The organism is Nonomuraea sp. CA-143628 (genome assembly GCF_050942315.1).
Taxonomy (GTDB): Bacteria; Actinomycetota; Actinomycetes; order Streptosporangiales; family Streptosporangiaceae; genus Nonomuraea.
Genome location: NZ_CP192072.1, coordinates 7,473,281 through 7,496,550 on the forward strand (window position 1 = coordinate 7,473,281; position 23,270 = coordinate 7,496,550).

The window sequence follows — 23,270 nt, forward strand, 5'->3', positions numbered from 1 at the left end:
GAAGAGGAGATCGCAGAACTCGCCTCGGCCGTACCGCCGCACCAGCGCCTTGAAGTCGTCTGGCAGGCCCAATCCCAGTGCTGTCTCCGCGACTCGCCAATCCCCGTGCCCGTCCACCGCTACCGCAGGTGGTGGCACGCGCCGCACAAGATCATCCAGCGCTGTCATAGAGGCCAAGGTACTGCAGCTCAGCACTCCTCGGTCGCGTTGTAGACAAGCCCCACGAGATCAAACGCATCGTGGATCGGCTCGAACGCGTACGCGGCGCTTCCGACGACCGCGTCGCCCTGCGCGACACAGAGCAGCCCGACATCCAGCCGTGGGTTATCCGCCGGGCCGTCTGGGACAAGTTCATAACCGCGCGAAGAACGACCTGTTCAACTGACCACGCGGCCCCGGCGATCCGCCCGGGGCCGTCGTGTCCTGTCAGACGCGGGTCCCGGTCGCGAAGCGCACCGTGCGGGGTAGCACGAACGTCTCGTACGCCAGGGCATCCTCCAAGGCTGCCCTGGCATCCGGGTGGCGGGCCTCGGGGATGGTCTCCAGGGAGGCGCGGCGGGCAGCCGACCACAGCCAGTCCCATACCTGCCCGGCCTCGACGGTCACCTCGAACACGACGTCCTCGCAGCGGACTCCGTCCAGGCCGCCCTCCTTGAGCAGTTCGGTCAGTTCCTCGGCCGTGCTCAGGGTGCGGTGGAAGGGTGCGGTGCCCGCGGCTGTGGTGTACGGGGCCAGGGCCCGCGCCACCAGGCCGAGCAGCTCGATCTCGGCCGGGCTCGCCTGAGCCAGCAGGCTGGCGGCCAGGCGTCCGCTGGGCCGGAGCAGTCCGGTCATGGAGCGTACGGCGGCCAGCGGGTCGGGCAGGAAGTACAGCATCATCCCGGCCAGCACGACGTCGAACCGCTCCCCGGGCAGGAGCTCCTCGGCCCGTTCCGCGTCACCCTGGAGGACGGTGGCGTGCGTCAGGCCGTGCCGGTCGATCTCGGCCGCGGTGGCGGCGACCATCCCCGGCGCGAGGTCCAGCCCGACCACCCGGCCCGTCGGCCCCACCGCCCCGGCCGCCGGTACGAGCGAGGCGCCGGTGCCGCATCCGGCGTCCAGCACCCGGTCCCCCGGCTCCGGGGCGGCCTGCCGTACCAGCTCGGCGGCCACGGGGCCGAAGAACGGCACGCCGACCTGTTCGTAGGTGCCGGACGCGCGGTCGAACACACCGGCCATGTACTGCTTGGCATCCAAGACGTCTCCTTGCGGCAGAGGGGGGGTTGTGGCGGAGAGGGGTCTGTTGTGATGGGGAACGGCAGGCGCGTGACGCCTGCCCAGAGACTCGGCGCCCGCCAGCGCCGAGCCGTCCGGCCTCGGACCGTCGGGCTGCGGGCCGTCACGCCCTTGACCATCCGGTCCGGGGCCGTCGGGCCCCGGACCGTCAGAGGCTGGATGGTCCTGTCGGGTCGAAGCGGACGCGGAATGTGGCGGGACGCGCGTGGAGCTCGTACTGCGGCAGCGTGGGCGACCCGCATGCCGCGGTGCCCACGCCGTGCTGGGCGAGGTCCAGGTTGACGTGCACCCGGTCGCCCGGCTTCAGGTCGGGCCGGTGGCGAGCCGCCTCCAGCTCCGCGGTGGTCCAGCGGCGGGCGGTGAGGCCGAAGACCGGCTCGCCCGTCACCCTGATGCCCCCGGACGGGCCGGTCAGTTCGGCCCAGCGGACATCCGCTCGGTGTCCGTTCTCTTGCGGGTAGACGTACGGAGTCTGCAGGTCCTCGACGGTGGCGGACCAGCGGCCGACCCTGGCGGCCATGCCGGTGTCGGGGTACGCCTCGCCGGGGCCCCGGCCGAACCAGGTGACGTCGCCGAACGCCGCGGGCAGCGCCATGACGACGCCGAGCCTCGGCAGGGGTTCGGTCCAGTCCCCGTCCGGCTCGACGTCCACGGTCAGCTCCAGCCCACCGCCCGTGGCGGTCCACCGGTAGACGACGTGCATGCCCAGGTCGGTGGCCGCGGGCGCGACCCTGGCGCGTACGGTCAGCCCGTCACCGGTCTCTATGGCGTCCACCCGGTGGGTGAGCCGGTGCAGGCCGAGCTGCCGCCACCGGCCCGCCAGCCCGCCGTAGGTGTCGTTGTCGATCGGCGCCCGCCACAGCTCCAGTCGCGGCCCCTCGACCTCGATCCCGAACAGACGGGTGAGCCGCCCGGTTCCGGGGTCGAACTCCAGATCCGCCCCAGAACCAACGCCCTCGCCACCGGACGCCGGACGAGCCTCGCCCCGGACGCCGGAGGTCAGGCCGCCCTGGGCTCCAGACACCAAGCCGTCCTGCGCGCCGGACGTCAGGCCGCCCTGCGCGCCGGACGTCAGGCCGCCCTGGGCGCCGGATGGCAGGCGGGTCTGGCCCCACGCCACCTCATGACCGGCGGCGGCCCACGGCTGGTCGGTGGCGAGCACCGCCCGTACCGTCAGCCACCGCTCCCCCTCCCCACTGGGCAGGTCGGGCAGCTTGACCTCGCCACCCGTCGCGGGCACGTCGATCGGGAACTCGGCGACCGCCACCCCCTCCTCCTCGACCACCGCGACGAACCCCAGGTGCGACAGGTCGCGATAGCCGTGGTGGTTGGCCACCCGCACGACCTGGGCCTGGTCGTCGAAGGTGAACCGGACCGGCTCGAACACCTTCTTCAGGTCCAGCAGCCCCGGCGAGGGCGTCCGGTCGGGGAAGATCAGCCCGTCGATCACGAAGTTCCCGTCGTGCACCGGCTCGTCGTAGTCACCGCCGTAGGCGTACTCGAAGTCCGGGTGTGCCAGCCCGTGATCGATCCACTCCCAGATGAACCCGCCGGCCAGCCGTGGATACCGCTCGAACAGCTCCTGGTACTCGGCCAGGCCGCCGGGCCCGTTGCCCATCGCGTGGGCGTACTCGCACTGCACGAACGGCATCGCCCGCCGCCGCGCGTCGAGCTCGGGGTCGGCCAGCGGGTCCTCCACTCCCTGCCCGATGGCCTCCACCTCGGCGTGGGAGGCGTACATCCGCGAGTACACGTCGGTGTCGGCGCACGAGCGGTCGCCCTCGTAGTGGATCGGCCGCGACGGGTCTCGCTGCCGGGTCCAGTCGGCCATGACGGCCAGGTTGCGGCCGACTCCGGCCTCGTTGCCGAGGGACCACATGATCACGCTCGGGTGGTTCTTGTCCCGTTCGACCGTGCGGCGCATCCGGTCCAGCAGCGCCTCGGCCCAGCGCGGGTCGTCCGTGGGGTTGCCGCGCCAGCCGACCTGGCCGAAGCCGTGCGTCTCCAGGTCGCACTCGTCGATCACCCACAGGCCCAGCTCGTCGCAGAGGTCGAGGAAGTCGGGGTGCGGCGGGTAGTGGCTGGTCCGGACGGCGTTGACGTTGTGGCGCTTCATCAGCAGGACGTCGGCGCGCATGGTCTCGTACGGCACGGCGCGGCCGTGCTCGGGGTGGAACTCGTGCCGGTTCACGCCCTTGAGCAGCAGCGGACGGCCGTTGGCCAGGAGCACCCCGTCCTCGATGGAGATCGTGCGGAACCCGACACGCACCCGTACGGTCTCCTCGGGCAGCGTGACCACGGCTTCGTACAGGCGGGGCGTCTCGGCGGTCCACGGCTCGGCGTCGACGGTGATCTCGGTGCCGGGCGCCAGGTCGGCGACGCCGAGCTCGGCGATGGCCAGCCGTCCGGGGCCGTCGAAGCTCAGCGTGCCACGGCCGTCGGCGTAGGAGGCGTGGACGAAGACGTCGGCGGCCGAGCGGGTCAGTGACACGTCCCGGAAGATGCCCGGCATCCACCACATGTCCTGGTCTTCCAGGTAGCTGGCGGCCGACCACTGGTGGACGCGGACGGCGAGCACGTTGCGGCCCGGCACCAGCCACGGTCCGGCGTCGAACTCGACGGGCAGGCGGCTGCCGGTCGAGTGGCCCAGCTCGTGGCCGTTCAGCCAGACCCGGGCGAAGGACTCGACGCCCTCGAACCGCAGCCGCCCGCCGGTCCAGCCCTCGGGCAGGTCGAACACGCGGCGGTGGTCGCCGGTCGGGTTCTCGTTCGGCACGTGCGGCGGGTCGACGGGGAAGGGATAAAGGACGTTGGTGTACGCGGGCGAGCCGTGCCCGTGCAGTTGCCAGTGCGACGGCACCGGCAGGGTGTCCCAGGCCGAGTCGTCGTAGCCGGGGTCGGCGAAGTCGTCCGGCAGGCCGGCGGACGGCGAGAGGCGGAAGCGCCAGTCGCCGTTGAGGTCGAGGGAAGGGGCGTCAGAGCGTAGTGCGGCCCTGGGTTCGAGGCGGCCCGAACCGGGTGCGAAGTTTTCGAGATCCATCGCCGCCGAGCCTAAAGGTTCTGGGCGGTTTCGTCATTGATGAGTATTGATGAGTACTGGTGAGTCTTGGTGAGTAGTGGTGAGTTTCGTGTCCGTCCCGGTTCAGGCGGTCCGGGGCGTCATCGCGCGCGGGCCGGACGGCCCCCCGCCGTGAGATATCCGGCCAGCAGCGCCTCCGCCGTGGCCGCCACGCCGTCGTCTCCCGGCAGGAAGTCCGGGCTGTGCAGCCCGGCGGCCGTGTCGACGCCGACGAACATCATCAGCGACGGCATCACCGACGCGTAGGCCGCGAAGTCGTCCGCGCCGCACGAGCGCAGTTCCTCGGTGACCGTCCATCCCTGGTGCCGCAGCAGTTCCCCGGTCTGTACGGCCAGCGCCGGGTCGTTGGCCAGCACCGGCTCCCCCGGCAGGACCCGCACCTCGCCATGGCAGCCGTGCGCCCTGGCCACGTCCTCGACCAGCTGCGTGAACCGGTCGTGCAGGCCGCGCCGCCACGACTCGGACATGGTCCGCAGCGTCCCCCTGGCCACGGCCTCGCCGGGGATGGCGTTCGGCGCGGTGCCCGCGTTGACCGTGCCGAACGTGACCACGGTGGGCACCATAGGATCGGCGGCGCGGCTGACCATCTGCTGGGCGGCCACGATGATCTGGGACATGGCCACGACGGGGTCCCGGGCCAGGTGAGGGTAGGCGGCGTGACCTTCGGCGCCCCTGACGGTCAGCTCGAACTCGTCGGCCGAGGCGTTGACCGCCCCCGGCGTGCACGACACCACGCCGGCGGCGAGCACGGGCTGGACGTGGGCGCCGATCATGGCGCGTACCTGGTGCCGGTCGAGCACACCGGACTCGACCACGTCGAAGGCGCCGGAGGGGTAGGTCTCCTCGCGCGGCTGCAGCACCACGACCAGCGGCGCGATCTCGTCCCAGCTCCAGGCGGACAGCCCCGTCGAGCCCGGATCGCCGGCCGCCTCCACCCCGGCGTCCACAACGGCGCGGACCTTCGCCACGGCGCGGGCCAGGGCGACGACGGCGGCCAGGTGCACGTCGTGACCGCAGGCGTGCATGGCGCCGTTGGTGGCGGCCCACGGGACGCGGGTGCGCTCGGCGATCGGCAGCGCGTCGAGCTCGCCGCGCACGCCGACCGCAGGGCCGGGAGAGCCGATCCTGACCACGGCGCCGGTGCCCGCCACGTACTCCACGAGGCCGCCCGACAGCGCGTCGAGCACGCGTTTGAGCGTCGGCCCCTCCTCCCCGGACACGCACGGCTGCGCGTGCAGCTCCCGCCTGAGCTTCACGGCGGCGGGCAGTTCGGCCAGTAGCGCCTCGCGCAGCAGTTCCCCCGGGCTCACTCAGATGCTCCTTTCGTCACACCTTTCCCCGGTGCCCATTTCGCCGCCGTCCTCACCCATCCGGGCCCAGGTCGTACACGCGGCGGGCGTTCTCGGCCCCCACCATCCTCGCCACGCGCACCGCCTGGGCGGCCGACCACTCGCCGTCGGCCACCAGGTCGCCGAGCACCCGCGCCATCGCCCGCCGCCACAGCTCGGCCCCGAGATGGTGCAGCTCAGCGGGCCCCCAGGCGTCCGACGAGAAGAGGATCTTGGCGAACGGCGCCAGCTCCAGGCTCTCCGCGACCAGCGCGGCGCCGCGCGCCCCCATGTAGGTGACGCCCAGGCCCACGTCGAAGTAGACGTTCGGATAGGCGTGGGCGAGGAATCCGGCATGACGCTGGTACGGGTAGCAGTGCAGCAACAGCAGCGGCACCCCCGTCGGCTCGGCCAGCTCGATCAGCCCGCGCAGCAGCAGCGGGTCGGATCGGCGCAGGTCGAGGTCGGGATCGCCGAACCCGGTGTGGAACTGCAGGGGCAGCCCGCGTTCGATACCGGCCCAGATGACGTGGCGCAGCAGCACCGGGTCACGGAGCCGCCCGCCCTCCTCCTGCCACCGGCCCGCCGCCTCGGTGACCTCGGCCGGGCCGGGCCGCGTGGGGTCGAAGTCGAGGCCGTGGCGGTAGGCGGCGATGGTCTTCAGGCCGCGGGCCGTACGGGTGCGCTCGTGGAGCGCCTCGCCGAACCGGTCGGCGAATCCGGCCGCGTCACCCTCGGCGACCTGCTCGGCCACCGACTCCAGGCGGACGATCTCGTCGGCGGGCCGGCCGCTGACCTCGGCCATGCCCGCCGGGCCGAGGATCTCCTCGCCCCGGTAGCCGGTCTCGACGAGGAAGTGACCCACGCCGGAGGCCGCCAGCAGCCGCCCGTTGACCTCGGCCGCGCCCAGCCTGGCCCTTCTGGCCAGGTATTCCTCGGGCGTGGGGTGCGGGTCGAGGCCGAGCACGGGCGCGCAGTGGCGCAGGATCGCGTGGCCGACCTGGGAGTCGAACTGAGTCATCCAGTGCGGTACCGGCCGGTCCGACTCGGTGATCAGCTGCTCGAACGCGGTGCGCGTCAGGTCGTGCGCGGTGGCTCCGTGGATGTGGTGGTCGACCAGCTCGAGCCGTTCGATGGTCTCGACGAGGTCCGTCATGACCTCCATTGTGTCCGGCGGCGGGGGCCGGGTGTGGTGACCCCCACCGCCGGACGGCCGGGCAGGGGCCACGCGTAGTGACCCCCACCTGCGCTCTCAAGCGGCTGTGTGTCAGGCGGCCGCGTTGGCCGTCAGCGCGATCGTCGCCTGGCGGGTGACGCCGCTGACCGTCAACGCGACGGTCACCTGGCCCTTACGCAGCGCCGTGAACGTCCCCGTCGCGGGGTCGAGCACGGCGACGTCCCAGGGCTTGGCGCTCTGCCGCGATCCGATGTGCAGGTTCGGCGAGCCGGACCACGCCACGGACACCGGGTAGGCGGCGGGCACGACCCGGGTGCCCTGCTTGATCGTCGCCGACACGGCCGCCGTCTTGCCGACCTGCACGGCCGCGGGGGCCGCGAGCGCGAGGTCGTCCACGTGCGGCCGTACCTGGGCGCCGAGCCAGCTGGGCGCGTCGGCGAACCAGTTGCGCTTGACGTGCTCCGCCTCCTGCGCGGTGACCGGGTCCACGCCCCACAGCGACCAGCCGGTGAAGCCGCCGTCGTCGGCAGCGGTGGCCGGGTTCTTGCCGGAGTTGCCGTTGATGAAGTACGGCACCGCGTCGACGTGCGAGGCGTTGAACGTGCCGACGTGGGCCCCGATGTAGGCGGCGCCCTTGCCGGTGGTCCGCTGGAAGTCCGCCAGCCAGCCCTCGACCAGCGCGGCCTCCTTTCGGTCGCCGAGCTGACTGCCCTTGCCGGGCGTGGGGTCGCGCGGCGGCACGTGGAACAGCACCGCCACCGAGCCGACGGAGGCGTCCCGAGCCGCCGCGTCGAGCTGGGCCCGGAGGAGGGCGACCTGGTCGAAGCCGCCGCCCCGCAGGTTCAGCCGCGAGGTGTCCAGCGTGACGAACCGCGTGCCCTTGTGGTCGAAGGTCTGGTAGGTGTCGCCGAAGACGGCCTTGAAGTTGTCGATCTTGCCGCCCATCACCTCGTGGTTGCCCGGGATGTAGTGGTACGGCAGCGTCCCGCCGAGCTCCTCGTCGAGGATCTTCTTGGCCAGCGCGAAGTCCTCGGGCGACGCCTCGTCCACCAGGTCACCGTTGATCAGCAGGAAGTCGGGCTTGGCGGCCTTGATCTCCTGGAGCGTACGGCGGGCGTTGCGCACGATGTCGCTGTCCGGGTCGCGGGCCACGAACTGGGCGTCCGACATGACGGCGAACCGCCACGGCATCTTGGCCACCTCGGGCTTGACGACCGGGTCGGCGACCTTCTGGGCGGGCGGCGCCGTCACCGACGGCGGCACCTTGGCCACCAGGCCGTCGACGAGGATGTCGTTGGTGTACTTCGCGTCGGTCTTGGTCTCGGCCACGTAGAAGCGCCGCAGCTTGAGCGGGTAAGTGACGCCGGGCGGCACGGCGAACTCGACGTACTTCCAGCCGGTCCAGGTCATGTACGGGCCGCGCAGGATCTGCGACTGCCCCTGGCCGTCGTAGAACTCCAGGCTGGGCCACTCGCCCTTGCCGGTGGAGTTGATCCACAAGCCGAACGCCTGCGGCTGCCCCGCCACCTCGATCTGCTGCGGCGGGCTGGCGTAGGCGGCGCGGGTCGCGGTGGACTGGGTGAAGTCGTACGACAGCTTGAGCCCGCCCCCGCTCTGGCCGGGCGCGGCCGACAGCGAGCCGGTGGCCCGGGCGGCGGCGAAGCTCCACTGGGCGGCGTTCTCGAAGTCGGCGACCGGCTTGTCCTCGAAGCCCACGGTGACGGGCACGGCCGTGCTGATCTTGCCCACCTTGGCGGTGATCAGGCCGGACGTGGTCGCCTTCTTGGACTTGACGGTGAAGTAGCCCTGGTCGGCGGGCGTCACCTCGAAGGCGTCGTGGTCGTAGTCGAGCGTGAGGTCGGCCGGTTCGATGGGCGCGGTGTTGCCGTTGTGGTCGTAGCCGACGACGCCGAAGGTGGCCGTGGCGTCCGTGCCGGCCAGGCCGACCCGGTCCACGGTGGCGCCGAGCCGCTGCAGCGGCTGGAGCACGGTGAGCCGCAGCGTGCCCTTGGCGGCGCCACGGGAGGCGGTGACCGTCGTCTGACCGGGGACCAGGGCGTGGAACTTGCCGTCGCGGACGACGCCGTGCACCACCGGCTCGGCGCGCCAGGACGGGGTGCCGGCCGCCGGGCCGTACGTCTCGTCGTATCCGGCGGCGGTCAGCCGCCGCGTGAGCCCGGGGAAGACCCGGTCGGGGCGGCCACCGGCGACGGGAGAGGCGCCGGGCGCCTTGGCGGGGTCGCCGGCCGTCTCCAGCCAGAAGCCCTTCAGCTTGCCGCTGCCCTCGGGGGCGAACAGGGCCAGACCGTTCGGCACGTGGCGCTCGCCGCCGTCGGACGGGCTGTTCTCGACCTGGACGTCGGCGGAGCCCGGCTCGCGGGCGAGCATCGTGGAGGAGCCGCCGCCGTCGAGGTTGAGCGCGTTGGCGGCGCCGAGCTCGACCATCATGGCGGCCAGCTCGTTGAGCGTGACGCCGCGGCTGTCGGCCTGGCGGCCGTCGACGGTCAGCAGGTACATCTTCCTGCCGTCGGCGGAGAAGCCGACCGCGGTGCGCGGGTGCGCGGCCGGGTCGGTGGAGCTCTGCACGGCGCCGTCCTTGACCAGGACGTAGTTGCCGCCGACCGCCGCCTTGACGGCCTTGCCGTCGGACGGCTTCGGCTGGTACCTCACGTCGATCTTGTCGCCCTGCTTGAGCCCGGCCAGCGTGGCGGCTCCGGCGTCACGGCCGAGCAGGATCGTCGTGCCCGCCGGGATCGGGCCGGTGCCCGGCGCCTGGCGTACCGCCGAGACCACGCCGTCGACCAGCTCGACCTCGATCACGGCGGTGGCGCCCTCGACGGCGCGGGCCCGGTTGTAGGAGCCCCACAGCGGCGTGAACAGGCCGACCCCGCCCGCCTGGACGATCTGGTTGAACTGGGTCAGGGTGATCGGCGCGCCGCCCGCGGGGGTGGCGGTGCCCTCGAAGTACATCTGCAGCACCCGCCCGACGCCGTCGCCGGTGACCGCGACGGCCTTGTCATGGCCGGAGGCGGGCGACTGGATGAGCGTGCCGTTCTGGATGCCGATGCCCAGGGCGGCACCGGAGCTGTTGATGTCGAAGAAGTCGCCGTTGACGGCCGCGACGGCGTGGGCGCGCTTGGCGGGCCCGGACAGCGGCTCGGTCTTGGACACCTCGCCGGAGTAGACGTAGTCGGCCTTCGCGGCGCCCAGGTCGGCGGTGACGGCGTCGGCACGCAGCCAGCCGAGCTCGTCGTAGCGGTCGAACGAGGTCAGCGAGATGCCGGGGGCCACCGGCCGGGTCTTCTTGGCCGTCTCCAACTGCTTGCCGGTGACGGCCTGGGTGAGCAGCGTGGAGGGCGGCGGATAGGACGACGCCTTCAGCGCGTCTTCGGCGGGGGGTCGGGGATCGGCCTGCGCGGGGGCGGCGATCCCTAAGACGAGCGCGGCCGCGACGGCCGCGTAGCGGAGGGTCTGCACGACCGAACTCAATCGTTCGCGGTTATAAGTTTCAAGACTTGACGATGAACTAAAGAATAATTTCAGCGGGTTCCGGCGACCGAACTGATCCACAAAGGTGGCATCCCTCTAACCCCAGGTGTGCCTACGCGCCCACCGGGCAGGCTGCAGGGGAGGCAAAAACCCCCATCACTGGCGTTGTTGCTGTTATCAGCGCAGACTGGAAAGACGGCGATCCCGTAGAGCAGCATCCCGTGGAGCAGTGGAGCACCCCGTGGACAATCAGCTTGATCTCATGCCGGTTCTGTCACGCGGCAGGCATCGCAACCCGAAGCGCGGCGCCTGCTTCATGGAACTGGCGTCCTACCTAGCCGGAGAGCGGTGGAGCGACCACCCGGCCTGCACGCACCCGCTGCTGGCCGCGCTCGCCCGCTTGGTCAACGACAACACCAGCGACGCGAACCGGGCCCGCCTCGTGGGCCTCGTACCGTCGATCATCGACCTGAACGACGACGACCTCCGGGTGGACGCCCGGATCGCACTGCGATGCGCGACGACCGCGCTGCCGGTCTCGGCAGCCGAGCGTCAACTGGCACTCGCGGTGTCGGTGCTGGCGGCCGAGGAGATGCTGGCCAGGCTCGACGGCGTCCCGTCCGGCCAGCCGGCCTCGGGCCGGTTCAGCACGGTCCCGCTGAGTGAGGAGAGCCAGCGCGCGATGGCGCTGGTCCCGCACGCGGCGGAGCAGGCCAGGCGCTTCAGCCGCGCGGCCCGGATCACGGAGAAGGGCTTCCGCCGGTACGCGGCGCCGAACGCGGTGCAGCTCTCGGTGGTGGGCATCGTCCAGGCCTGCATCCCGGACCCGGACGCCCTGCTGCGCGACCTGCTGACAGGGGCCATCGCCGACTGCCAGGCGCTGATCCGCGACACCGACACCCAGACCACCCCGGAGACGATCGCTCCTGCCCGCATCTGACCCGACCCGGGCTCTGCCCGGGTCTGGGCTCCTGCCCGATCCGCAGCCCTGTCCGGCCTGGGGCCTCTGTCCGACCCGGTCCCCGGGGGGCGCCGCCGTTGTGGCTGGGGTCCCTCAGGAGGGACACCCCCAGCGGGGGGAGGGAGACGGTCCGTGCCTCCCATCGGATCAGGCGTCGAGCAGGTGCTCCGGGTCGAAGGACGCGGCAAACGGATCAGAGATCGTCACCTTCTCCCCCGCCCCGGCCCGAGCGGTCATCTGGTAGCCGCCCGCGCCCAGCTCCAATACCTCGACCCACGGACTGCCCGCCCCTTCGAGCTCGACCCGCAGGAAGACCGGGATGCCCGCCTCCGCGTACTTGACCGGCTTGAGCTCGTAGTCGCGCCGACGATTGCCCGGTCCGGGACTCACGATCTCAGCCACGGCAGCGACCTCCGAGGCGGGAAAAATCACCATCCGAGACATGACCAGGTCTCGAGGCAGCACCACGATGTCGGGAATCAGCCCGTCTTCCCCGACGGCCACGTTGGCCGCCTCGACGACCACGAGATCGGCTCCGGCCGCCTTCGCCGCCGCCAGGACGGTCCGCAGACCACCCGCGCACAATGCGTGCAGGCCCATGGCCGCAGGGCTCACGACGAAGCTCCCGTCGATCAACTCGATGCGCTCCCCGGAGTCGGGCAGCTTGATCCAGTCATCGACGGTGTAACCGGCGGCATGGGCCAGCGGGAAGAGTCTCGTTCGCCTGGGCGGGCGATGCACGGCCAGCCAGCCTTCGTCGGGCAGGGCGCTCATGTCATCGCCGCCTTCCATAGGACCGAGTCTCGCACGCCAACCCGGCCTCAGCCATACGCAGCCGCACGATTACACCGAGCGACGGGATGACATTACCTTCCCCTGGATTTCCACAACAGGCGTTCGAGAGATTCACCGCCGCTTCCCTGCTGGGACCCGCACGCATGTTCGCAACCAAACGCTTCGTCGCAGGTCAGGGAAGCCTCCCCTTCGTTGCGGATCATCGTGACATCTGCCTAAATTTCATATCAAGGCGTTACTGAGGCGGAGGATTTTCATGACCATCGAGCTCGACCGGCCGTACTCTCCCGAGAGGCACCACAGCCACCGCGACGTGACCGGCGGCTGGTTGCGGCCGGCGGTGTTCGGGGCGATGGATGGACTGGTGTCCAACTTCGCGTTGATCGCCGGAGTCGTCGGGGCAGCGGGGGCGGGCCGTGGGGCGGTGCTCGCCGGGTTCGCCGGGTTGATCGCGGGCGCGTGCTCGATGGCGGCGGGTGAGTACACCTCCGTGAAGTCGCAGACGGAGCTGATGCGTGCCGAGATCGCCGTGGAGCGTCGTGAGCTGGCCCACGACCCCGAAGGGGAGCTGGCCGAGCTGACCGCGATCTACCGTGCCCGCGGCCTGGACGCCGACCTGGCGGCGCGGGTGGCGGCCGGGCTGTCGGCGGATCCCGAGCAGGCGTTGCGGGTGCATGTGCGTGAGGAGTTGGGCGTCGATCCCGACGATCTGCCGTCGCCGTACCTCGCGGCCGGGTCGTCGTTCTGCGCGTTCGCGGCCGGGGCGGTGGTGCCGCTGGCGCCGTTCCTGTTCGGGGCGTCGGGGCTGGCGGTGGCGCTGGTGCTGAGCCTGGTGGCGCTGTTCGTGTTCGGTGCGGCGGTGGCGCGGATGACGGCCCGCCCGTGGTGGCTGGGCGGCCTGCGCCAGCTCGCGCTGGGCGCCGGGGCCGCCGCCGTGACGTTCGGCCTGGGCCACCTACTGGGCGTCACCGTCTCATAAAGCCCCCGTCCATAAAGGCCGCCGTCTCATAGAACGGCCGTCTCGAAGGACTACTTGTCTCGAAGAACTGCCGTCCCATAGACCGGCCGTCTCGGCGAGCTATGGGCGGCTGGCGGCGGCCAGGTTGACGCCGAGGGCGATGAGGGCCGCGCCCGTCAGCCCGTCGACCGCCTTCCGTACCGCCGGCCTGGCGAAGACCTTGCGCAGCGCCCCCACGATGTTGGCCACCAGGAGGAACCACAGCACGGTCAGCGCCAGCGCGATGACCGACAGCGTGAGCGTGTCGCCCAGGGACGCGCCCTCGCTGACGAACTGCGGCACGAGCGCCACGAAGAACAGCGCCGCCTTGGGGTTGAGCGCATTCGTCAGCAGTCCCTCGACGAAGGCCGCCCACGCGCTTCGCTTCCCCGGGTCCGGCGCCTCCAGCTCCAGCCCGCCGCCCTTGCGCAGGGCGGCGCGCCACGCTTTGAAACCGAGGAACAGCAGGTAGGCGGCCCCGACGACCTTGACCACGGTGAACGCCATCGCCGAGGCCGCCAGCAGCGCGGCGACGCCGGTCGCCGCGGCCACCACCCAGGCGAACACGCCGATCGAGATGCCCAGCGCCGCCGCCATGCCGTACAGGCGACCGGAGATCGCCGAACGCCGTACCACGACGGCGAAATCGGGCCCCGGGGACATGGCCCCGAGCATCACCACACCACCGAAAGCCAGCACCTGCGTCACAGAACTCATGACGCTCACGCTACTAAAACAGGCAAAAATCAGTGCTTGCGGCTCTTCTTGAGGATCGATCGGATGGTCAGCAGCAGCACGACGGCCACGATCTGGCCGCCGATGACGATGCGGTTGACGTCGACCGCCGGCTGCCAGCGGACGTCGCCGTCCTTGACCACGAACACCCCGGCCGGAGTGGCGCTGAGGCCGAATCCGCCGCCGGTGCCCTCGCCGCCGGGCGCGGCGTCCGGATCCACGGAGGCTTCCTGCCTGCCTATTCCCCCGCCGACGCCCTGGACGACTCGGGCGACGGGGATGACCGTGACGCCGTCCTGCTGTATCGGGTCGCCGAAGACCCGCTTGACGGTGGCGGAGTCCTTCGCGCGTTCGACTAATTCCATGATGTCCATCCCCACATGCTGGCCCTAGACCCGGCGCAGCACCACCATCTCGCTGCGGTAGTCGGCGCCGGAGTGAAACCAGGTGGGCAGGGTGAGGCCGTGGTGCATCAGCGTGGCCCCGTGCCAGGAGCCGCCGGGCCCCTCGTAGACGGCCGACGGGTCGAGCCCGGCCAGCCGGAGCCGCCGGGGCGGCTGCTTGTCCAGCGCGAACGGGTTGTAGGCGAGCACGACCACCTGGTCTCCGAGCGTGTACTGGACGGCGGAGGCGCTCTCACCGGGCCGCCCGGCCAGCCGGTGGAGCGCGCCGTGCTGGATCACCGGGCGGACGGCCTTGTAGTCGGCGATGAGCTGCCTGGCTTCGTCGAGCTCCGCGGCGCTCCAGCGGGTGAGGTCGCCGCCGACGCCGAGCGTGCCCGCCATGGCCACGTGGAAGCGGTAGCGCAGCGGCACCTCGCGGTGGGTGATCGGGTTTGGGCTGTCGGTCACCCAGCACGACATGGCGCCGGCCGGGTAGAGGTAGGAGAAGCCCCGCTGGATCACCTGCCGGTCGCGGGCGTCGGTGTTGTCGGAGGTCCACACCTGGTCCGTACGGCGGAGCATGCCGAAGTCGGCCCGGCCGCCACCGCCCGAGCACGATTCGATGCGGAGCCCCGGATGGCGCCTGCGCAGCTCGTCCATGATCGCGTAGACGCCCCTGGTGTGCTCGATCCAGAGCAGGTCGCCGCCCTCGGCCCAGCCTGCCTGGCTGAAGCTGCGGTTCATGTCCCATTTGAGGTAGGCCAGGCCGTACTCGCGGACGAGCTGGTCGAGCCAGCCGAGCGCCCACTCGCGCACGTCGTCGCGGGCATAGTTGAGCACGAGCTGGTTGCGCATGGTGTCGCGGCGGCGTTCGGGGTAGTGCAGCACCCAGTCGGGGTTCTTGCCGTACAGGTCGCTGTCGGGGTTGACCATCTCGGGCTCGACCCAGAGCCCGGCGAGCAGGCCGAGGTCGCGTACGCCCTGGAAAAGGGGGCGCAGGCCGTGCGGGAAGCGCTCGGGGTTGGGCCACCAGTCGCCGAGTCCGCGCGTGTCGTCGGTGCGGGCGCCGAACCAGCCGTCGTCCACCACGAACAGCTCCACGCCGAGGTCGGCGGCCCGGCGGGCCAGGTCCAGCTGGCCGGCCTCGGTGACGTCGAACCCGGTGGCCTCCCACGAGTTGTACAGGACGGGCCGTTCCTCGCCGGGCCTGGGCAGGACGTGCTTGCGGGCGTAGTCGTGCCAGGCCCGGCTGGCCGCGCCATAGCCGCCGGAGGTGCGCAGGCCGAGCGCGGAGGGGGTGCGCAGCGACTCGCCGGGGCCGAGCGGCCAGGTCAGGCCCTCGTGGCCGAATCCGGTGCTCACCGCGACGTCGCCCTCGGGGCGGCGCTGCGTGGTGAGCCGCCACGAGCCGCTCCAGGCGAGCGCGACCGTCCAGACGTCGCCGGTGTCCTCGGTGGCGTCGCCGAGCATGATCCACGGGTTGGCCTTGTGCGAGGTGGTGCCGGTCCTGCTGCCGAACGTGGTCTCCCCCGCCGGCAACTCGCCGCTCTGGAGCCGAGTCTCGCGGCCCCAGCCCCCGGCGGCGCCGGTGTAGCGGAAGCCCGCCTGTTCGGGGATCACCCAGCTGCCCGAGTCGAGCCGCCGCAGCCGCAGGGGCGCGGCCGACTCGTTGGTGACGTTCACCCAGCGCTCGATGACATCGCAGTCGTCGAAGACCCGCACGTGCAGGCCCACCCGGAGGCCGTAGGCGTGGTCGCGCAGGACCACCTCCACCTCGTTCTCACCGAGGACGGCGTCCTCGAAGCCGAGCTCGACGGAGCGGACCTCACCTTCGTAGACGGCCTGGAGCGAGGGCACGCCCCAGCGGCGGCCGCCGTCGACGGGCAGCATCTCCGTCGCGTCGTCGGGGTCGAGGAAGCCGGTGACGATCCAGCCCGGGACGTGCTCGGCGACCTGGCCGAGGGCCCCGGCGGGTAACCGGGGCCCCCAGTACCACTGCGTGATCCGCGTGTCAGCGCCGGTTTCGACGCCGAAGACATAGGAGGTATCGCGGGTGAGTGCCGCCCATGTGTGCGCGTGGGCGGGAACAGGGATGAGGGGCATGCCTGCGATCGTCGGACCTATCGGCCCCGCCGTCAATGCCACTTACCGCTGCCCGCCCGCGCGGGATCAGTCGAAGGTGGTCGAGATCTCGTGCCACCCGCCGGGTGCGATCTTCTCGGCCTCCTTGGGCCCCCAGGTGCCCTTCGCGTACGGCAGCGGCGGGTCCGGCAGGTCGAGGATCGGCTGGACGATCCGCCACGACTCGTCCACCAGGTCGAACCTGGCGAACCGCAGGGGATCGCCGCTCACCGCGTCGGCCAGGATCCGCTCGTAGGCGGCCTCCATCGGCCCGAGCACCTTGGTGAAGTCGACGCTCACCGGCACCTGCCGGGTGCGCTGCTTGCCGGGCTCCTTGGCCAGCACGTCGAAGGTCACCCCGGCGTCGGGCTGCAGCCGGAACCTGATCAGGTTGGGGTTCAGGTGCGGGTCGTGCGGGAACAGCGAGATCGGCGGCTTGCGCAGCTCGGCGACGATCTCCAGGTCGGTCACCGGCAGCGCCTTGCCGGCGCGGATGCAGAACGGCACCCCGGCCCATCGCCAGTTCTCGATGTAGGCGCGCAGCGCGACGAACGTCTCGGTGGTCGAACCCTTCTTGACGCCCGGGGTGTCGAGGTAGCCGTCGTACTGGCCGCGGACCACGTCGACGGGCTTGATGGCCTCGACGGCGCGCAGCACCCGCCACTTCTCGTCCAGCTGGGCACGGGCGTCCTTGGACGGCGGCGGGTCCATGGCCAGGATGGCGAGGAGTTGCAGCAGGTGGTTCTGGACGACGTCGCGGATGGCGCCGTTGGCGTCGTAGAAGGCGCCCCGGTCGGCCACGTCGAAGTCCTCGGCCATGGTGATCTGCACGCTGCGGACGTAGTTGCGGTTCCAGATGGGCTCGACCAGCATGTTGGCGAACCGGAACACCATGAGGTCCTCGACCGGCTCCTTGCCCAGGAAGTGGTCGACCCGGCGCAGGTGGTCCTCGTCGAAATACTTCAGCAGCTCGGCGTTGAGCCCGCGCGCCGAGTCCAGGTCGCTGCCGAACGGCTTCTCCACGACGAGCCTGGCGTCCCTGTTGAGGCCCTCCGCGGCCAGCCCCTCGGCCACGACCGAGAACAGCGCGGGCGGCACGGCCAGGTAGTGGACCAGGAAACCCTTGCCCTCCAGCTCCTCGCGGAGCCGGGTGTAGGTGCCGGCGTCGCGGTAGTCGCCCGCCACGAGCCGCAGGTTGCCCGCCAGCTTCTCGAACGCCGCGTCGCGCGCGCCGCCGCAGGCCGCGCGGGCGTGCTCGCGCAGCCCGTCGAGGTCCAGGTCGGTCTTGGCCACGCCGATGATCGGCAGATCGAGCTCGCCCTTGGCGGTGAGCTGGTAGAGGGCGGGCAGGACCATCTTGCGCGCGAGGTCGCCGGTGACGCCGAACAGGACGAGCGCGCCCGCGGCCTTGGTCGCCCCCACCTCAGACCCGCCTTCCGCGCAGCTCGCGGTAGCGCCGGACGAGCCCTTCGGTGGAGGCGTCCGGGAAGTCCGCCGGTGGCTCCTCCGAGGTGAGCGCGGGCGCCAGGTCGAGCGCCATCTTCTTGCCCAGCTCGACACCCCACTGGTCGAAGGAGTCGATGCCCCAGATGGTGCCTTCGACGAACGTCGCGTGCTCGTACAGGGCCACGAGCTGGCCGAGCGTGGACGGGGTGAGCTTGGTGGCCAGGATCGTGGAGGTGGGCCGGTTGCCGGGCATCACCTTGTGCGGCACGATCTCGGGCGGCGTGCCCTCGCCGGCGATCTCCTCGGCCGTCTTGCCGAACGCCAGCGCGGAGGTCTGCGCGAACAGGTTCGCGTTGAGCAGGTCGTGCATGCCCGCGCGGTCCTCGAACGGCTCGGCGAACCCGATGAAGTCGGCGGGCACCAGCCGGGTGCCCTGGTGCAGCAGCTGGTAGAAGGCGTGCTGGCCATTGGTGCCCGGCTCGCCCCAGAAGATCTCGCCCGTGTCGGTGGTGACGGGGGTGCCGTCTGCGCGTACGGACTTGCCGTTGGACTCCATGGTGAGCTGCTGCAGGTAGGCGGGGAAGCGGTGCAGCCGCTGGCTGTAGGGCAGGACGGCCCGGGTCTGGGCGCCGAAGAAGTCGTTGTACCAGATGCCGAGCAGGCCGAGCAGCACCGGCATGTTGGCCTTGAACGGCGCGGTGCGGAAGTGCTGGTCCATGGCGCGGAACCCGGCCAGCATCTCGCGGAACCGCTCGGGCCCGATCGCGATCATCAGGGACAGGCCGATGGCGCCGTCGTAGGAGTAGCGGCCGCCGACCCAGTCCCAGAAGCCGAACATGTTGGCGGTGTCAATGCCGAACTCGGCGACCTTCTCGGCGTTGGTCGAGACGGCCACGAAATGCCGCGACACGGCGTCCTCACCGAGCGCGTCGACGAGCCACTGCCGGGCGACCTTGGCGTTGGTCAGCGTCTCCAGGGTGGTGAACGTCTTGGAGCTGACCACGACCAGCGTGCTCGCCGGGTCCAGGCCGGCCAGGTTACCGGTGATGTCGGCCGGGTCGATGTTGGAGACGAACCTGGCCGCGATGCCGGCGTCGGCGTAGTCGCGCAGCGCCTCGTAGGCCATGGCCGGGCCGAGGTCGGAGCCGCCGATGCCGATGTTGACCACGGTGGTGATCGGCTGCCCGGTGGCGCCCGTCCACTCCCGGGAGCGGACCCGGTCGGCGAAGGCGCTCATCTTGTCGAGCACGGCGTGCACGTCGGCGATGACGTCCTGGCCGTCGACCTCCAGCTTGGCCTCCTGGCTCATGCGCAGCGCGACGTGCAGGACGGCCCGGTCCTCGCTGACGTTGATGTGCTCGCCCCGGAACATCGCGCCGATCCGGTCGCGCAGCCCGGCCCGCTCGGCCAGCTGGACGAGCAGGTCGATCGTCTCGTCCGTGGCGCGGTGCTTGGCGTAGTCGAGGTAGAGGTCACCGGCGGTCAGCGTCATCCGCTCGGCGCGGCCCGGATCCTCCGCGAACAGCTCGCGCAGCTGCTTGCCCGCCAGCTCCCCGTGGTGTTTGTCCAGTGCCGCCCATTCCTGGCTCTGGGTGATGTCGCCGCCCACTCTTCCTCCTCGTGCCGTCAAACCGATCACACTAGTCCCGTACCGGGCAAGATATCGCGAGAGAGTCCAGGTCAGTGGGATTCCCTGCCCACGGCGTCGCCGCTCGAACCTGTGAGGAAATCAAGGTCCGCCCCCTTGTCGGCCTGCATGACGTGGTCGACGTACAGGCGCTCCCAGCCGCGCGGCGGGGCGGCGTGCCCGTGGACGACCGGCTCCCTGGCGGCCAGTTCGGCGGCGGGGATGTCGACGTCGAGCCGCCTGGCCGCGACGTCCAGCACGATGGGGTCGCCGGTCCGCACCCGCGCGAGCGGCCCGCCGGCCGCCGCCTCGGGCGCGGTGTGCAGCACGACCGTGCCGTACGCGGTGCCGCTCATCCGGGCGTCGCTGATGCGGACCATGTCGCGTACGCCCTTGGCCAGCAGTTTCGCGGGCAGCGGCAGGTTGCCCAGCTCGGGCATGCCGGGGTAGCCCTTGGGCCCGCAGCCGCGCAGCACCAGGACCGACGTCTCGTCGACGTCCAGGTCCGGCGAGTCGAGCCGGGCGTTGAGATCCTCGACGCTGTCGAACACGACGGCCCGGCCGCGGTGGCTCAGCAGTTCGGGCGAGGCGGCGGCGGGCTTGATCACCGCGCCGTCCGGCGCGAGGTTGCCGCGCAGCACCGCGATCCCGGCCTCGGGCAGCAGCGGGTCGGCGCGGCGGCGGATGACGCCCTCGTCCCAGATCTCCGCGCCGGCGAGGTGTTCCACGAGCGGCCGGCCGCTGACGGTGACCGCCGCCGGGTCGAGCAGGTCCTCGACCTCCTTCAGCACGGCCGTCAGCCCGCCCGCCCTGAACAGGTCGTCCATCAGGTGCCGGCCCGCGGGCTGGAGGTCGACCAGCAGCGGCACTCCCCTGCCGGTCCGGTCGAAGTCGTCCAGCTCCAGCTCGACGCCGAGGCGCCCGGCGATGGCCAGCAGGTGGACGACGGCGTTGGTGGAGCCGCCGATCGCGGCCAGCGTCACGATCGCGTTGAGGAACGATCCCCTGGTCATCACCCGGCTCGGCCGCAGTTCGCGCCGTACCAGCTCGACGGCGAGCCGGCCGCTCTCGTGGGAGCGTTCGAGCAGCCTGCTGTCGGGTGCGGGGGTGCCCGCCGTGCCGGGCAGGGTCATGCCGAGGGCCTCGGCCATGCAGGCCATGGTCGAGGCGGTGCCCATCGTGTTGCAGTGGCCGCGGCTGCGGATCATGGACGACTCGGAGCGGAGGAACGCCTCGCGGGAGAGCGTCCCCGCGCGTACCTCCTCGCTCAGCCGCCACACGTCGGTGCCGCAGCCGAGCGGGACGCCGCGGAAGTGGCCGGTCAGCATCGGGCCGCCGGGCACCACCAGGGCGGGCAGGTCCACCGAGGCGGCGGCCATCAGCAGCGACGGGATGGTCTTGTCGCAGCCGCCGAGCAGCACCACGCCGTCGATCGGGTTGGCGCGCAGCATCTCCTCGGTGGCCATGGCGGCCAGGTTGCGCCAGAGCATCGCGGTCGGCCGGACGTTCGTCTCGCCGAGGGAGACGACGGGCAGGTTGAGCGGGACGCCGCCGGCCGCCCACACGCCCTGCTTGACGCTGTCGGCCACCTCGTCGAGGTGGGAGTTGCAGGGGGTGAGGTCGGAGGCGGTGTTGGCGATCGCGATGTGCGGCCGGTCCCCGTCGAACGCGGCCTCCGGCAGGCCACGACGCATCCACGCGCGATGGATGTAGGAGTTGCGGTCTTGACCTGAGTACCAGCGGGAGCTGCGGAGCGGCATGCCCTCATCCTGACATCCCGCCATTTGGGGATGAAACCGGCGGCCCGCACAGGGACACGGGCCGCCGGTGGGGCGTGATCTCACTGGCCGCCGAAGCGTGAGATCACGGTCCAGGGTGGATACACCTGTTAGGCGTTCCATCCCGTTCCACGCCGTTCCACCTCACACCGGGTGATAGCTGCATCGCACCCCCATCACCACGGCGGACCGCAGCCGCTCGGCGATGACCGGGTCCGCCTCGCCGATGCGCACCAGGGCCCGCCTGATGGCCTTGCCCACGGCGATCCTGGCGCGTTCGTCGCTGCCGGCGAACTGGCGGGCCCGCCCGGCCAGCCCGGTGGCGGCGGCCAGCTCGTCGATCAGCCAGTCGCGCTCGGCCCGCAGCGTGGCGGCCCGCTGCAGGTCGTGCATCGCCTCCAGCTCGTCGATCTCGGCCTGCAGCCCGGACAGCCGCCGCTTGTAGGTCTGCCTGGCCTGCTCGTCCAGCATCGGCTGGGCCGACTCGGCCGCCTCGCCGGCCACCGCCCCCGCGGCCAGGTCGACGGCCGGGATCTCGCGGCCGGGGTTGGCCAGCAGGGTCGCCAGATGGGCCATGCCCACGATGTGGTCGACGAGCACGGTCCGGCCGGCCAGCTCGATCCGCCACTTGCGGCCCTGGCGGGCGCAGACGACCTCGGCCGGGGCCACCGGACCGTCGTCGGGCAGCGTCATGCCCAGCGACGCGGCCTCCTGCCGGGCCAGCGCCAGGACCCTGCGCGACTCCTCGGTCCCGCGCAGTGCCTGGCCGAGCCGCAGGCGGGAGAGCGCGACGGCGGGCCAGTGCCCCAGGGCGAGGTTGTCGTGCACGGCGGCCCGCAGGTAGGCGATCGCCTTGTCCGTCTCGCCGCAGGTCAGCATGGCCAGTCCGAGCGAGTGGCGGACCGAGCCGAGGCAGGTGACCCCCAGGCTGACGACGACGGGCAGCCGCTCGAACGGGCGGAGCACGGCATGGACCTCGGCCGCCGTGTCCGCGTCGCCGAGCAGGTACGCCGCCTCCGCCGCGCCGTACATCGAGATGAGCCAGGTGCTGGAGTGGGGCAGGGCCCCCAGGTCCCTGACGCGCAGCCGGGCCAGCGCCCCCTCAGCCAGCCGCCGGTCCCCCGCGGTGGCCGCGGACACCGCGAGCACCGCCCACAACGAGCTGTCCACCGCGCTGAGATCCGGCGAGTTGACCAGGTCCGCCAGCATGGGGACGAGCTCGGCGGTGCGTCCCTGGTACCAGCGGATGGCCGCGAGCTGGCCGGCGTACCAGCCCGCGCTGTCGATGTCACCGGCCGCCGCGCCCCGGTCGGCGCAGGCTCCGGCCATCGCCTCGGCCTCCGCCAGCCGGCCGCTCCTGATGCCGAGCATGACCTCCATCGCGTCCACGACGAACCCGACCGCCAGGTGGTCCTCTCTGGACAGCAGGCCGCGCAGCTCCACCAGCGCCCGCTCGGCGTGAGGGTCGGCGTCCAGCACCAGGTCGACGGTCCGCCAGAGCAGCCCCATCAGCAGGTCGCCGCGGCGCCCGGTCCGCGGCGCCTGCTCGATCAGCTCCTCGGCCAGCGCCAGGCGCAGGGCGCCGTGCTCGGGCCCCAGCACGCAGTGGTGGGCCAGGCTCAGCGCCTCGGCCAGCGCGACGGGGTCACCGGCCCGCCTGGCCTCTTCGACCATGGCCAGGATCGCCTCGTGCCCGCCACCGCGGTAGTCGTCCTCGCCGGCCAGGCGTACCCGCAGCCGTAATCCCAGTGAGGAGCGCGGCTCGACCAGCGCCAGAGCCTGGCGCTGGCGCGCGCGCACCGCGGCCGCCTCGGCCGCCGTGCGGTGCTCGTGCACCCACAGCCCACCCAGCCCGAGCGCCGCCCGCGCCATCCCGTCCGCGTCGCCGTGCCGTTCGGCCTCCCGATGGGCGGTCTCGAACCAGCGCCGCGCCGCCCGCAGGCTGCCTTCCCCGTACAGTGCGTGCTCTCCCGACAGCAACGACATCTCTATGTCGTCGTGTACGGCCAATCCCCGCGATCCACCCACCGGCGTCCTCCGCACCCCGTTTTCGGCAGCGCGCGTTCGCGCGTCCTGCCA

At 71.8% G+C, this 23,270-nt stretch carries 15 protein-coding genes; 2 read left to right on the forward strand and 13 right to left on the reverse strand.

All coding sequences use genetic code 11. From position 1 onward, the window contains the following. Positions 1–426: 426 nt before the first annotated feature. From ACQP2T_RS34240 to ACQP2T_RS34260, 5 genes are all read right to left on the reverse strand, one after another. The gene (locus ACQP2T_RS34240) at positions 427–1,236 is read right to left on the reverse strand and encodes a class I SAM-dependent methyltransferase (protein WP_433509017.1); all 810 of its coding nucleotides are present in this window, start codon (positions 1,234–1,236) and stop codon (positions 427–429) included. 187 nt (positions 1,237–1,423) lie between these two features. Beyond that, a complete protein-coding gene (locus tag ACQP2T_RS34245; protein ID WP_433509018.1) occupies positions 1,424–4,315 on the reverse strand; it encodes a glycoside hydrolase family 2 TIM barrel-domain containing protein in 2,892 nt (963 codons plus the stop codon). 119 nt (positions 4,316–4,434) lie between these two features. Continuing rightward, positions 4,435–5,664, reverse strand: a complete 1,230-nt coding sequence (locus ACQP2T_RS34250; RefSeq protein WP_433509019.1) for a M20 metallopeptidase family protein — start codon at positions 5,662–5,664, stop codon at positions 4,435–4,437. Between the two features lie 52 nt (positions 5,665–5,716). Further along, positions 5,717–6,838 (reverse strand): amidohydrolase family protein, encoded by a 1,122-nt coding sequence (locus tag ACQP2T_RS34255; RefSeq protein WP_433509020.1) that lies wholly within the window; start codon positions 6,836–6,838, stop codon positions 5,717–5,719. A 111-nt stretch (positions 6,839–6,949) separates the two neighbouring features. Continuing rightward, the gene (locus ACQP2T_RS34260) at positions 6,950–10,336 is read right to left on the reverse strand and encodes a phosphodiester glycosidase family protein (RefSeq protein ID WP_433509021.1); all 3,387 of its coding nucleotides are present in this window, start codon (positions 10,334–10,336) and stop codon (positions 6,950–6,952) included. Between the two features lie 253 nt (positions 10,337–10,589). Here ACQP2T_RS34260 and ACQP2T_RS34265 point away from each other — a divergent pair, with 253 nt between their 5' ends. Beyond that, positions 10,590–11,288, forward strand: coding sequence for a hypothetical protein (locus tag ACQP2T_RS34265; RefSeq protein ID WP_433509022.1), 699 nt, complete (start codon positions 10,590–10,592; stop codon positions 11,286–11,288). A 168-nt stretch (positions 11,289–11,456) separates the two neighbouring features. Here ACQP2T_RS34265 and ACQP2T_RS34270 read toward each other — a convergent pair whose 3' ends face one another. Next, positions 11,457–12,101: a Uma2 family endonuclease gene (locus ACQP2T_RS34270; RefSeq protein WP_433509023.1), complete on the reverse strand. Its 645-nt coding sequence runs from the start codon at positions 12,099–12,101 to the stop codon at positions 11,457–11,459. 259 nt (positions 12,102–12,360) lie between these two features. On the opposite strand from ACQP2T_RS34270, the gene ACQP2T_RS34275 reads away from it, so the two are divergent. Further along, a complete protein-coding gene (locus ACQP2T_RS34275) occupies positions 12,361–13,083 on the forward strand; it encodes a VIT1/CCC1 transporter family protein (RefSeq protein ID WP_433509024.1) in 723 nt (240 codons plus the stop codon). 99 nt (positions 13,084–13,182) lie between these two features. Here ACQP2T_RS34275 and ACQP2T_RS34280 read toward each other — a convergent pair whose 3' ends face one another. The 7 genes from ACQP2T_RS34280 to ACQP2T_RS34310 form a co-directional block, all read right to left on the reverse strand. Then, the gene (locus ACQP2T_RS34280; protein ID WP_433509025.1) at positions 13,183–13,818 is read right to left on the reverse strand and encodes a LysE family translocator; all 636 of its coding nucleotides are present in this window, start codon (positions 13,816–13,818) and stop codon (positions 13,183–13,185) included. A 29-nt stretch (positions 13,819–13,847) separates the two neighbouring features. Then, positions 13,848–14,201, reverse strand: a complete 354-nt coding sequence (locus ACQP2T_RS34285) for a spore germination protein GerW family protein (RefSeq protein ID WP_433509026.1) — start codon at positions 14,199–14,201, stop codon at positions 13,848–13,850. A gap of 24 nt (positions 14,202–14,225) precedes the next feature. Continuing rightward, positions 14,226–16,322 carry an alpha-galactosidase gene (locus ACQP2T_RS34290; protein ID WP_433509027.1) on the reverse strand — a complete coding sequence of 699 codons (2,097 nt, stop codon included), beginning with the start codon at positions 16,320–16,322 and terminating at the stop codon, positions 14,226–14,228. 66 nt (positions 16,323–16,388) lie between these two features. After that, on the reverse strand, positions 16,389–17,762 hold the full coding sequence (gene zwf / locus ACQP2T_RS34295; protein ID WP_433509028.1) for a glucose-6-phosphate dehydrogenase: 1,374 nt from the start codon (positions 17,760–17,762) through the stop codon (positions 16,389–16,391). Between the two features lies 1 nt (position 17,763). After that, complete coding sequence (pgi, locus tag ACQP2T_RS34300; protein ID WP_433509029.1) at positions 17,764–19,395, reverse strand: glucose-6-phosphate isomerase; 1,632 nt, start codon at positions 19,393–19,395, stop codon at positions 17,764–17,766. A 71-nt stretch (positions 19,396–19,466) separates the two neighbouring features. Further along, on the reverse strand, positions 19,467–21,173 hold the full coding sequence (locus tag ACQP2T_RS34305) for an IlvD/Edd family dehydratase (RefSeq protein WP_433509030.1): 1,707 nt from the start codon (positions 21,171–21,173) through the stop codon (positions 19,467–19,469). 162 nt (positions 21,174–21,335) lie between these two features. Continuing rightward, positions 21,336–23,219 carry a hypothetical protein gene (locus ACQP2T_RS34310; RefSeq protein WP_433509031.1) on the reverse strand — a complete coding sequence of 628 codons (1,884 nt, stop codon included), beginning with the start codon at positions 23,217–23,219 and terminating at the stop codon, positions 21,336–21,338. Positions 23,220–23,270: the final 51 nt, after the last annotated feature.